This window comes from Massilia sp. CF038 (assembly GCF_900129765.1).
Classification (GTDB): domain Bacteria; phylum Pseudomonadota; class Gammaproteobacteria; order Burkholderiales; family Burkholderiaceae_D; genus Telluria_A.
In genome coordinates this window covers 279,843-292,618 of sequence record NZ_FQWU01000002.1, presented here as the reverse complement: position 1 = coordinate 292,618, position 12,776 = coordinate 279,843, and the positions used below count along the sequence as shown (strand labels likewise).

The 12,776-nt window shown below is 61.3% G+C and carries 9 protein-coding genes; 4 read left to right on the top strand and 5 right to left on the bottom strand.

Translation table 11 applies throughout. The features are described 5' to 3' along the window. Positions 1-277 precede the first annotated feature (277 nt). Positions 278-859 (top strand): sigma-70 family RNA polymerase sigma factor, encoded by a 582-nt coding sequence (locus BUC24_RS11400; RefSeq protein ID WP_073215819.1) that lies wholly within the window; start codon positions 278-280, stop codon positions 857-859. 1 nt (position 860) lies between these two features. Then, positions 861-1,826: a hypothetical protein gene (locus tag BUC24_RS11395; protein WP_073215815.1), complete on the top strand. Its 966-nt coding sequence runs from the start codon at positions 861-863 to the stop codon at positions 1,824-1,826. A gap of 9 nt (positions 1,827-1,835) precedes the next feature. On the opposite strand, the gene BUC24_RS11390 is transcribed toward BUC24_RS11395, so the two are convergent. Next, positions 1,836-4,676, bottom strand: coding sequence for a VIT domain-containing protein (locus BUC24_RS11390; protein WP_083598882.1), 2,841 nt, complete (start codon positions 4,674-4,676; stop codon positions 1,836-1,838). Between the two features lie 141 nt (positions 4,677-4,817). Between BUC24_RS11390 and BUC24_RS11385 the strand changes: the two genes are divergently transcribed. After that, positions 4,818-6,929, top strand: coding sequence for a diguanylate cyclase domain-containing protein (locus BUC24_RS11385; RefSeq protein ID WP_083598881.1), 2,112 nt, complete (start codon positions 4,818-4,820; stop codon positions 6,927-6,929). 46 nt (positions 6,930-6,975) lie between these two features. On the opposite strand, the gene BUC24_RS11380 is transcribed toward BUC24_RS11385, so the two are convergent. Further along, on the bottom strand, positions 6,976-7,242 hold the full coding sequence (locus tag BUC24_RS11380) for a hypothetical protein (protein ID WP_073215806.1): 267 nt from the start codon (positions 7,240-7,242) through the stop codon (positions 6,976-6,978). A 188-nt stretch (positions 7,243-7,430) separates the two neighbouring features. On the opposite strand from BUC24_RS11380, the gene ligD reads away from it, so the two are divergent. After that, complete coding sequence (ligD, locus tag BUC24_RS11375) at positions 7,431-9,938, top strand: DNA ligase D (protein ID WP_073215803.1); 2,508 nt, start codon at positions 7,431-7,433, stop codon at positions 9,936-9,938. A gap of 78 nt (positions 9,939-10,016) precedes the next feature. On the opposite strand, the gene BUC24_RS11370 is transcribed toward ligD, so the two are convergent. From BUC24_RS11370 to BUC24_RS11360, 3 genes are all read right to left on the bottom strand, one after another. After that, complete coding sequence (locus BUC24_RS11370; RefSeq protein WP_073215800.1) at positions 10,017-11,483, bottom strand: catalase; 1,467 nt, start codon at positions 11,481-11,483, stop codon at positions 10,017-10,019. 76 nt (positions 11,484-11,559) lie between these two features. Continuing rightward, entirely contained in the window at positions 11,560-11,814 is a 255-nt protein-coding gene (locus BUC24_RS11365; protein WP_073215797.1) for a hypothetical protein, read from the bottom strand. A 3-nt stretch (positions 11,815-11,817) separates the two neighbouring features. Further along, positions 11,818-12,768, bottom strand: a complete 951-nt coding sequence (locus BUC24_RS11360) for a non-homologous end joining protein Ku (protein WP_073215793.1) — start codon at positions 12,766-12,768, stop codon at positions 11,818-11,820. Positions 12,769-12,776: the final 8 nt, after the last annotated feature.

The following is a 12,776-nucleotide window of genomic DNA, read 5'->3' as shown; positions in this document are numbered from 1 at the left end:
ATCGCCCTCGCGCAGGCGGGGGCCTATTCCACCTGACCGAATTCGGTTACATGGCATGGGCCCCCGCCTTCGCGAGGGCGATGTAACTTTGGGTGGACGAGCAACGCAATCCGGCCGCCCCCCAACATCGCCCTCGCGCAGGCGGGGGCCCATTCCACCTGACCGAATTCGGTTAGATGGCATGGGGGGCTCGCATGCGAGCCCGCCTTCGCGAGGGCGATGTGTTTTGCGGTTGCGGTATTCTCTTTTTCCCGCCCCGGCCCTACAATGGCCGGACATGCTTACCACTACTTCCGACGAGCAGTTGATGCTGCAGTACCGCGAGGGCGACTTCATCGCCTTCGAGGAGCTGTATCGCCGTCACCGCGTCGGTTTGTATCGCTTTATCGCCTGGCGCTCGCCCCGGGCCGACTGGGTCGACGAGATCGTGCAGGACAGCTGGGCCAACCTCCATCAAGCCCGCGAACGCTACCAGCCCGACGCGTCCTTCCGCACCTATCTGTATCAAATTGCCCGCAACCGCCTGCTCGACCTGCTGCGTCAGCAACAGCCGCTGCTCGCCGCTGACATGGGCACCGGCACGGATGGATTCGACGCATTTGACGCGCTGGCCGATGCGGCGCAGGATGTGGTCACGCCTGAAACAGCATTCGATCAAAAACAGCGCCACGACAGCTTGCATCAGGCCCTGGCCCAACTGCCAGGCGAGCAGAAAGAGGCACTGGTGCTGCAGCAAATGAATCGCCTGAGCCTGGAGGAAATCGCCGCTATCGTGTCGGCGCCGGTTGAAACGGTCAAAAGCCGCCTGCGCTATGCCATGCGCAAGCTGCGCGAAGGGAGTTTGTGTGAACAAGGATGATATGAGCGACGACGCCGAATTCGACGCCTTCCTGAAAGGGGAAGGGGACTTGTCGCGCCGGTTGCAAGCCATGTCCACCGGCGAACCAAGCGCCGAACTCGATGCCGCCATCCTCAACCGCGCACGCCTGGCCTTGGCACAGGAAACCCATCCGGTGGCCGCCAATGACCCTGGCGACAGTACGCCCATACCGCGGCTGGCGCAGCCGTTCGGGCACCGCTGGCGGGTTCCTGTCGGTATCGCGGCAACTTTGCTGGCTGGCGTGTTCGCCAACCAGGCGTTCCAGTCCCAGAAGGCCAGCGATGCAGCCCTGGTCGCGGAAACGGCAGTCCCGGCACCGGTCCTGATTGTGCCGCCACCCCCGGCAGACGCGATTGCTGAACCGAGCGTGGCCATGGCACCACCGGCGCCCATGATGGATAGCGCGCGCGCTCCGGTCCCGGCATCGCCGCCTCCGCCGCCTTTGGCACAGAAGGAGGACGCGCTGGCAGATTTGGCGCCCGTCGCCAAACCTGCACCGGCCAGTCCAGTGCGGGCCGAACCCACAGTCGCCGCCGCGGCGCCGTCCGCGCCCGTTGCGGCAGCCGCTCCGCCGCCCGCGCCGGCGCCAGCATCGGCTGGCGTGCCGCTCACGGTCGAGTCGTACGCGAATGCGGCGCCTGCGTCACAAGCCCAGTTATCGGCAGCCCTGGCGGCGCGCCAGCGCAGCGACATGGCCGAAAATGAAATGGCCGAGGCTAAAAAAAGCAAATCGCTTGCCCGCGTCGAGGTTGCCGAGCGTGTTTCGATCACCGGATCGGCCAACAAACGCCCTGACAGCAAAACATGGCTGGCCGAGATCGAGCGTTTGCTCAAGGATGGCGAAAACGAAAAAGCCCTGCAACAATGGCAGGGCTTCCGTGAAGCCTATCCGCGCGAAAAAGTCGCGCCCGAGCTCGAGGCCAGACTGGACGCGCTGGACAAATAAGCCGGCAGCTTATTTCACTTCAAATTCCCCCACGAAGACGGTCTCGCTCCGTTCCTTCAGGCGCAGCGTGATCAGCTGTTCTTTTTGCTTGGGCGTGCCGAAACCGCTGAACAGCTTGACCTGCAAGGTGGTCGCGCCGGCCACCACCTGCTGCCGGTTGCCGTAGTAATTGGCCTCGATCTTGTATTTTCCTGGCCGGGCGCGACGCAGTGAAAACTCCTCCGGCCCGTAGCCTCCGGTGAAGTCGCGCGACATTGCGCCACCCTGGCGCGTGCGGTTGTTGGTGTAGTCGCAGCGCTCGCCATTTGGGTCTGTCACGTACAGATCCATGTCGCTGTTGTCGGCGTCCCACGTCAAGACAACGCGCAAATCCAGCGGCAGGTTGGCGATGAGCCGCTTGTCGAACTGCCCAGTGGCGGCACGTTTCCCCGATGCGGCCAGAATGGCGTTGAACTCGGCCAGCACGATTTTTTCAATCTCCGGGAAACGGCCGTTCCACGGCTTCTGGAATACCTGGTACAAGGTATCGAGCGCTTCCTGGTCGCGCCCGGCCGCTGCCAGTGCCAGGCCCAGGTCGCGCAGCGATTGCGGCTCTTCTTCGGCGATGCGTAGCACTTGCTCGAAGACGGGAATGGCCAGCGTCGGTTCACCCGCCTGCAGCAGGCGGTAGCCAAGGATGCGTAATACGGCGCGGTTTTCCAGATCCATTTCCGACAAATTCGACAAAACCCGCAACGCCAGGTCGCGCTGTCCTTTGTCGAGCAGGATATCGGCCGCGTCGATGAAAAATGCACTGCTGGCGATATTGTCTGGACGCTGGTCCAGATAGACGGCGTACACTTTGTCGGCTGGCGCTTGCTTCAGACGCGCGATGTAAGGTGCATTCGGTTCCCATTTTTTAAGCGAGATGCCAATCTGTGGCGCGCTGTCGCTGTCGCCGCCTTTTTTGGCCTTGCGCTCTTTGCCCGCAGCGTCGTTCATGGCCATGCGCATCTCCGCCCTTGGCGCAGGTGAGGGCGGCGGCGCGGCCGCCGCCAGCGCTGGTGCGTCCATCCGGTAGTAGCCAGGCACCGTATCGAACTTGGATTGCTTGGGAATTGGTGCATTCCACCATGCCTTGCGGTCTTCAAACATACGCACGACCTGTTCAAAGTGGCTACGCTGTTCGCTTGCACGGCGGCTGAACGCATTCTCCCGCAGCCGTTTGAATTCGCTCGCCATTTCCTGCGGCGGTTCGATATCGTAGCGCAGATAATCGTTCATCTGTTCGAGCACGATGAGCGAAGTTTCGCGCGTCGGAATCGAGAAGCGTTTGCCCAGGCGGGCAATCTCAGCCCGGTGCAATTCAAAGTCGGCGTCCAGGCGGCGCAGGCGGAAATTCGCCCACATGGCGGCGGCGCGCGGGTAATGCGAGGCATCCGCAGGCAGAGGCACCACGATCGTCTTTTCGATGCCGGTATTGGCCAGGGTGATGTTGAGCGCGCCACTGGGCGCCAGCATGCGGCCGGCTACGCGCAGCATGCCGTCGGCCACCATGCCCGAATCGACTTCGATGTCGGTGGCGCCGGTCGCGGTGATGTCGGCCACGCGGAGATCCTGGTACAGCAGGGCCTTGGCCGCTGCGCTCGGCGTGGCTTGGCTCAAAGCGATCAACTGGCCGCCATTGCGCTCGGCCAGTCCTGCCAGGCGAACGGTATCGGCAGACACGGCTGAGTTGAGTGCAAACAGCTGCTGGTGGCGAGCCAGTTGCGGGAATGGTGCGGCCCCATAGTTGGACAGGCCGTCACTGAACAAGAGGTACTGATCAACGGACGATTGCGGCTGCCACGCGCCCAGTGCGGTGGCGCCGTCGTACACCGTGGCTGCCAAGGCGCGCCGCAACTCGGTCCAATTACCACCGGTGACTTTAAAGACCTGAATGGCATCGGCCAGGTCGCGCAAGCGAGTCAGGCGTACCTCAACATTTGCCAGTGACTTGAAGTAGCTGTCCAGTTCCGCCAGTTCCGCCTCGTGTGCGCGGTTGGCACCGGAACCCGAACTGTCCCACAGCAGGCCGATCACGCGCGGGGCTGTACGGCGTACACGCGTGGCTGCCACTGGTACTTCGGCCACGAACCAGGTTTTATCGTCCAGCTCCTGGCGCACCACGCGCGGTTCCAGGCGCGCCTTGGTGGCCACCTCGATCACGCTGTCGGCGTGATAGCGCTCGCGCGCCATGGTGGCGACAAAGTCTCCTTTTTCCGCCTTGAAGGCGAGGGCGCTGCCTGCCGCGATGGGGGCCGCGTCGCTGCCGGTAGCGCGCAAGGTGAGATTGAACTGGCCAACTTTGCCGTAGGCGAGCGGCAGGCGGTAAATCCAGTTTGCACCACGGCGCGCCAGCGCTTCGGTATAGCGCAGTTCGACGGTGCGTGTGCCTTGCGGCGGGATCGGATACACCCGCAGCTTGAAGTTGTTCCCCTGCGTGATTTCAAGAAGCCCGGGGTCGACCTGCTGGCGTTCAATCGCTTCGAACACTTCGCGCCCGCGCGCCTTTTCGACCGGTACCGCCGGCCGCATGCTGCCGTTGATATCGAGGGCAAAGGCGCTCACCTGCTGGCCATCGGCAAGGGGAAACTGCAAATTGCCTTCAAGCTGGCGGCGGTTGGGGTTATAGAACACGATACGCACCGTGGTTTCAGCCGTGCTGCCGCTGAGGGTGGAGGCAATGTCGAGCTTTTGCACTTCGATTGGCTGCGCGGCCCGATCGTCGACAATCATCCGGACCGGCGGCAGCGCGGCGTGCCGGTCCTGGGCGTGGGCTGCGCTGGCAGCACCTGACAGCATGGCAAGGATAAAAATGCGCAAAAACATGACGATCTCCGAATACCGGTTGAGTCCGGCTTGCATACTGGAACGTACTGCAAGTGAAAACGGGGTTACGATCGTGCGCTTGATAGAAAAGATGCCACAGCGTAGCATTGTTAAATCGATTCACATTGGACGGGCAGTCACATGGGGCGAGTGCAGCGACTGGGATTGGGAAGCTATCTGGCCTTCATGGTTGGCGCCTTGGTTGCGAGCCTGACCGTGGTACTGATGCTGCTTGTTGGCTGGGTCAGCGCAGCCGACATGAAGGCCGCCATCGCGCGCGAATTGAGCGAACTGGCTTTCCAGGCGTCTGACAAGCTGGACCGGGGCCTGTTTGAACGCTACCGTGAGGTGCAATTGCTGGCCGAACGCAGCCTCATGGCCGACCCGGCGATCTCGCTGGACGCAAAGCGCGGTCAACTCCAGCTCATGCAGCGCACCTATCCCACCTATGCCTGGATCGGCGTGACCGATCTGCAGGGCAGGGTCATGGCAGCCAGCGGCGGCCTGCTTGAAGGTGTGGATGTGTCCAAGCGTCCCTGGTTCCAGGGAGCTTACCGTGGCATTTACCTGCAAGACGTGCACGAATCAGTCTTGCTGGCCAATCTGCTGCCGAAAAACGGCAACGAATTGCAGCGCTTTGTCGACGTGGCTTTCCCCTACCGTGACGCGCAAGGGCAATTTGCCGGGGTGGTGGGCGCCCATTTGAGCTGGCAGTGGGCCAAAGAGGTGGAGGCTTCAGTGCTGCGCCCCCTGGCCAGCCGGAACCGGGTTGACACCATTATTGTGAGCGCCAAGGGTGTGGTGCTGATGGGACCTGCAGAATTGATTGGCAAGCGGATCAACACCGAAAGCATGCAGGCTGCGGTCAAAAGCAAGACCGGCTTTTCGATCGAGGCCTGGCCCGACAAGCGGCAATATGTAGTCGGGTACAGTCGCAGCCAGGGCCATCTTTCCTACCCAGGTCTGGGTTGGACGGTACTGGTGCGCCAGCCCGTGGACGAGGCATACCTTCCTGTACATACGCTGCAGCGCACGATCATGCTGACCGGTTTGTCGGCCGCGCTGCTGTTTGGCCTGATCGGCTTTCTGGCAGCGCGCGCAATTACAGCCCCAATGCACACCATTGCCAGCGCCGCCAGAGCGCTCGAAACGGGCGAGGTGCGCAGCATGAAGCTGCAGATCAACCAGTACCACGAGATTGGCAAACTGGCCGGGGCACTCAATGCCTTGATGCGCAAACTGGCGCACAAGGACTCGGCGATGCGCAAGATGCACCGCGCGCTGGAAGAACGGGTGCGCTTGCGTGACGAGGAGCTGGCCAAGGCAGTGGCGGCGCTGGAACTGAATCAGGCCGAGCGCGTCAAGGCGGAGCGCGCCTTCCGTGCCAGTCAGCTGCGTCTGGCGACGGTGACTGACAATATGCCGACGGCCATTCTGTACATCGATCGCCAGCAGCGCTTCCGCTTTGCCAACCGCACCTTCCTGGAGTGGCGCAACATGACGCACCAGGCATTGATCGGAAAGACCGTGGCTGAAGTACTGGGTCAGCAAGGCCTTGACTATGCCGAAATCGCCGGCAACGTTCAAACTGCACTCAGTGGCCAGAAGGTCGTCTTTGAAGTGGCGCGCGAGGTCGCGGGCGCCACGCGCCACTTCGAGCAGACCTACATCCCCGATCTGAGCGAAGAGCGGGTCGCCGGCTTCTATGTGATGGTGCAGGACATCACCGACCGCAAAAAGGCCCAGGAATACTTTATCCATCATGCCAACCACGACGCGCTGACCAGTTTACCGAACCGCAGCGCCTTCATGGACCGTCTGCGCATGGCGATGGCACGCTCGGAGCGCAATTTGCGGCCGCTCGCAGTCATGTTCCTCGATCTGAATAAATTCAAGGCCATCAATGACAGTCTTGGTCACGCCGCCGGCGACGCAGTGCTGATCCGCTTTGCGCAGACGCTGTCGCAGTGCGTGCGCAAGACCGACACCGTGGCGCGTCTGGCGGGCGACGAGTTCATCATCCTGGCGGAAGAACTGCTGGGTGGCGATAGCGATGCCGTGATCGTCGCCGAAAAAATCATCGCCGCCTTGCTGGCGCAGCCGGCGCTGAATGCCGCACTGGGACAAATCTCCGCCAGCATCGGCATTGTCATGCTGCGCCCCGGCGACAGCGCCGACGATCTGCTGGCGCGCGCCGACCGTGCCATGTACAGCGCCAAAAAGCGCGGGGGCAATGCCTGGGCGATGGGGTAAACGCAAAAAACCGGGTCGTCACCCGGTTTTTGCTGCAATGCAGGGATTACTTGGTCGCTGGCATCGCTGGTGCTTTTTCTTCGGCCGCAGCTGGCTTGGCTTTGGCTTTGTGCTTGCTCTTCTTCACTGGTGCTGGCTTTTCTTCCTTGGCAGCTGGGGTTGCAGCAACAGCTGGCGTCGCTGGGGTTGCAGCAGCGGCAGGTGCGGCAGCGGCAGGGTGCGCAGCCGGAGTAGCAGGCGTTGCCTGGCCAGCAGCAGCGAAAACGGAAGTGGCAAACAGACCGGCGATCAGGGTTGCGATTACTTTTTTCATGGTGTTTCCTTTGCTTTGGGTTATATGGCGAGGCTTGTTTTTATTGTGTTGCACTGACACAAACGTGATCCACGCATGCCACGTTGACCATCTTTACAACTGCTTACAACCAACATCGGTTAGCTGGCGAACGGTCGCACCCATTCGGTGCGTCTAGACTGGGCGTTCCCCATTAGCCAGCCGATGCCATGTCCGATCCGCTCAAGGCGTACAAAGCCAAACGTAATTTCAAGGTGACTTCCGAACCGGCCGAAGGAGGCCGGGCCGGTACCGATGTCCTGACCTTCGTCATCCAGAAGCACTGGGCTAGCCGCCTGCATTACGACTTCCGTCTGGAGCTTGATGGCACCATGAAAAGCTGGGCCGTGCCCAAGGGGCCGAGTTATGACCCGAAGGACAAGCGCATGGCCGTGCATGTCGAAGACCACCCCATTTCGTATTCCGACTTTGAGGGCACCATCCCGGAAAAGCAGTACGGCGCCGGCAAGGTGATCATCTGGGACAAGGGCACTTGGGCGCCGCTGGGCGATCCGCATCAGGGCTACCAGGAAGGCAACCTCAAGTTCGAGATGCATGGTCACAAGATGCAAGGCAAGTGGGCCCTCATCCGTATGAAGGGCAAGGGCGAAAAGCAGGAACCCTGGTTGCTGATCAAGGAAAAGGACGAACTGGCACGCCCGGCCGATGCTTTCTCGGTGGTGGACGAACTGCCGGACAGCGTCAAGTCTTTACCCATGCCCCAAGCAGCCAAACCGAATGAGGGCAAGCCTGCTGCAGAAAAGGCCGCCAGCCAGTCAGGCATACCGGAAGCGGCGGTGGAAGCAGCGCTGCCCGACATATTTACCCCCGAGCTGGCCACCCTGGTTGACAAACCGCCGTCCGTGGCCGAGGACTGGATCTTCGAGATCAAGTTCGACGGCTACCGCCTGCTGACGCGTGTCGACGGCAAGGACATCAAGCTGTTCACCCGCAATGGCCACGACTGGTCGCACAAGCTGCCAAAGCTGCACAAGGTGCTGGTTCAGGCAGGCCTGCCCGACGGCTGGTATGACGGCGAAATCGTGGTCCACGACGAGAATGGCCGTCCCAATTTCGGCCTCTTGCAGCTGGCGTTTGACGGCTCCGATACCGCCGATATCGTCTATTTTGTGTTCGATGCGCCCTACATCGGCGGCATGGACTTGCGGGCGGTGCCGCTGATGGAGCGGCGCGCTGTGCTGAAATCCGTCTTCGACAAAGTAGGCAATGAGACGCTGCGCTTCAGCCAGGAGTTCGGCACCGATCCGGACGAGCTGGTCGTCGCGGCCTGCAAGCTGGGCCTGGAAGGGGTGATCGGCAAGCGCCGCGATTCACGCTACGTGCAGCGACGCTCGCCCGACTGGATCAAGCTTAAATGCGGCCAGCGCCAGGAGTTCGTCATCGGCGGCTATACCGATCCGCAAGGGTCACGCACCGGGATCGGCTCGCTGCTCCTCGGCGCGCATGACGACCAGGGCGTGCTGCAATACGCCGGCAACGTGGGCACCGGCTTTAATGAAGCCACTTTGCGCGACCTGAAGAAAAAGCTGGATGACCTGGCAACCGACGACAGCCCGTTTCCACCCAAGGCGGTAGCAGGGCGCAAGCATCACTGGGTGAAGCCCCGGCTCATCGCAGAGGTGAGCTTCGCCGAGTGGACTAGTTCAGGCTCGATCCGGCATGCGGTGTTTCATGGACTGCGGGCCGACAAGCCAGCCAAAAATATCGGCCGCGAAAAAGTCAAACAGGTGGAGGAAGACGTGCACACCCAAACCGACCCCGCAGCACCGCAAGGCAAACTGCCCGCCACACTTAAAATCACCCATGGCGAGCGCCTGATCGATGCGCAAAGCGGCGCAACCAAGCTCGATATGGTGCGCTACTACGCCTTGGTGGGCGAGTTGATGATGGAGCATTTGAAGGGGCGCCCCGTTTCGCTGGTGCGTGCGCCTGGTGGCGTTGGCGGTGAACTGTTCTTCCAGAAGCACGCCGAAGTGGGCAAACTGCCCGGCATGAAGCAGATGGACCAGGCACTCGACCCCGACCATCCGCCCATGCTGGAAGTGGGCAGTGTAGAAGGCATTTTGTCGGCGGCCCAGTGGAATGTGATCGAGTTCCATACCCAGAATGCCGTGGGTGGGTCATACGAAACGCCGAACCGGGTCGTGTTCGACCTTGACCCAGGGGAGGGCGTGGAGTGGAAGACCATGCAGGAAGCAGCGCAGCTGATGCATGCGTTCCTCGATGAACTGGGACTGCCGTCCTTCCTCAAGACCAGTGGCGGCAAGGGCCTGCATGTGGTGGTGCCTATCAAGGGCACGTTGGACTGGGATACGGTCAAGGATTTTTCGCAGGCGATCGTGCGCCATTTGTCTTCGGCGCTCCCAGACCGGTTCGCATTCAAGAGCGGACCGAAAAACCGCGTCGGAAAAATCTTTATCGATTATCTGCGCAACGGGCAGGGCGCGACCACGGCATGTGCATGGTCGGCCCGCGTGCGCTCAGGGCTGGGCATATCAGTCCCGCTGGCGTGGGACGAGCTGGATGCGCTGAAAGCGGGCGACCAATGGAACATCAAAAATGCCCACACCCGGCTCGATCGCGGCAACGAACCGTGGTCCGGCTACGCCAAAGCCGCCACCACCCTGACAGCCGCCATGAAAAAGCTCCCCAAATAACCCCTCCATCCCCCTCGCGAAGGCTGGGGGCCATTCCACGTACCCGAATTCGGTAACGTGGCAAGCCCCCATGCAGGCCTAGTCGACGTTCCGTCCAACCACCTTCAACGCCGCCCGCACCCCCGCACCATACGCCGCATCCGCCTTGTCAAAATGCCCCAGCTGCCGCGCAATGATCTCGTCATCCACCTGGCTTAACGGTCCGGCCAGATTATCAAACAGATTCTGCTTCTCCTGCGCGGTCAACAACCGGAACAGATTACCCGCCTGGGTAAAGTCATCCTCAACCCCACGTCCATCGTAGCGTCCCGCAGCGCCATGCAAGGCCAGCGCCGGTTCCCCATGCCCCATCCCCTGCGGATTGGTCCCGCCAGCCTGCACGGTTGCATAGTTCTGCGCGCCGCCGCCGTTATGGATGGCCATCGCGCCATCGCGCTGCTGGTTGTGGAACGGGCAGCGTGGCGCATTCACCGGCAAGTGCTGGTGGTTCGTACCCACGCGGTACAACTGCGCGTCGTGGTAGGCAAACAGCCGGCCCTGCAGCATCTTGTCCGGCGAGTAGCCCATGCCCGGCACAGCATTGGCCGGCGAGAAGGCAACCTGCTCGACTTCAGCATGGTAGTTGTCCGGATTGCGGTTCAATTCAAACGTGCCCACGGGCTGCAAAGGGAAGTCGCGATGCGGCCAGACCTTGGTCAGATCGAACGGGTTCCAGCCGGTGCGCGCTTCCCAGTCGGCCAGCTGCTGCTCGGTCGCGACCTGAAGCTTGACGTCCCAGGCTGGGAACTCGCCTTTTTCAATGGCGCCAAACAGATCGCGCTGCGCATAATCGGGGTCGGCGCCGGCCAGGCGGCCCGCTTCCGCCGCGCTCAGGTTCTTGATGCCCTGACGCGTTTTGAAGTGCCACTTAATGTACACACGCTCGCCGGCAGCATTGATCAAGCTGTAGGTGTGGCTGCCAAAGCCGTCCATGTGGCGGTAGCCGTCGGGCGTGCCGCGGTCCGAAAACAGCATCGTCACCTGGTGCAGACTCTCCGGGGCCTTGCTCCAGAAGTCGAACATCATGTGCGCCGATTTCAGGTTGCTGCGCGGGCAGCGCTTCTGGGTATGGACAAAGTCGGGGAACTTGATCGGGTCCTTGATGAAGAACATTGGGGTGTTGTTGCCCACCACATCCCAGTTGCCTTCCTCGGTGTAAAAGCGCACCGCAAAGCCGCGTGGATCGCGTTCGGTGTCGGCGCTGCCGCGCTCACCGCCCACGGTCGAAAATCGAACGAAGATCTCTGCCTGCTTGCCCACCTGGTTGAACAGCTTGGCCTTGGTGTAATGGCTGATGTCGTGGGTGACGGTAAAGGTGCCGTAAGCGCCGGAGCCCTTGGCGTGGACCACGCGTTCCGGAATGCGCTCGCGGTTGAAATGCTGGAGCTTTTCGATCAGGTGGAAGTCCTGCAGAAGAAGCGGGCCGCGCGGGCCGGCGCTGATCGAGTTCTGGTTGTCTGCGACTGGAATCCCGGCCGCGGTGGTGAGTTGCTGGTCATTGCTCATGCTGTTCTCCTCGATTTGTTTGCGACGAGAAACAGTGTAAGCGTGGCAATGCTATAGGTAAAGGCAATTAAATATATTAATCCGATAGTTTTTCTGATTTCCCTTCATTCTTCACAATCCCGCGCACATTCAGAGCCAGCAGGCCAGCGTTGAGCGCAACGAGCGCCCATGCGCCGTCACCCCAGCCCCAGGCAATCCACATCAAGTTACCAACGATGAGCAAGCTGAATGCAAATACCCGTTTATCGGCCTTGCGCGACCCCATCCACCACGTGGCGGCAAGGCTGATTGCCATGGCCGGCCACTCCAGCAGCGCGAAAAACTCTTCCATCGCTTATGCGGACTTTCTGCGTGCCGGTGCGGCCGCTTTGGCTTTGGTGGCTGCCGCTTTGACGGGCGCCTTGCGGCGGGCGGCAGGCTTGGCTTTCTTGTCGTCGGCCTCGTCGTCTTCTTCGTCTTCGTCGTTGGCTGCCTTGGTTTTGCCAGCCGGTTTTTTGCCCAGGCTTTGCTGCAGCAGCGAGACCAGGTCGATGACATTGCCCGATTTTTCGGGCGCCTTTTCCTTGCCCGGCATGGTGATGGTCTTGGTCTGCTTGGCCTTCACCTTTTTTTCCACCAGCGCGAGGATGTCTTCGCGATAGGTGTCGTGGTACTGGTCGGGTTTCCAGTCTTCGCTCATGCCTTCGACGAGCGCCATCGCCATCTTGAGTTCCTTGTCCGAAATCGATGCCGTTTTTGCGCTGGAGGAGGGGATTTTCAGGTCGCCCGCTTCGCGAATCTCGTCGCTGTAGCGCAGCGTATTCATGACAATCACATCGCCCACGCACACCAGCGCGGCCAGATGCTGCTTGACCCGGATGACAACGTTGGCAATGCCGATCTTGCCGGTCTTGCGCAGCGTCTCGCGCAGCAGCGCGTACACCTTGTCACCACCCTTGCCGGGCGCCAGATAGTAGGGCTGTTCGTAATACAGCAGCGGCACCTGTTCGGCGTCGACAAAGGCGAGAATGTCGATGGTTTGCGTTGCCTCGGGATTGGCGCGGCGCAGGTCTTCCTCGCTGAGCACCACGTACTCACCGTCGCTGTACTCGTAGCCCTTGACGATGTCGTCCCAGGTCACTTCCTTGTTGTTGCCCTTGTTGTAGCGTTTGAAGCCGACCGGCGAAAAATCGCGCCGGTCCAGCATGGTCAGGTCGAGCGACTTCTCGCCCACGGCCGGATACATCTCGACCGGAATGTGCACCAGCCCAAAGCTGATGGCGCCTTTCCACAGACTGCGTGCCATATTCCGGT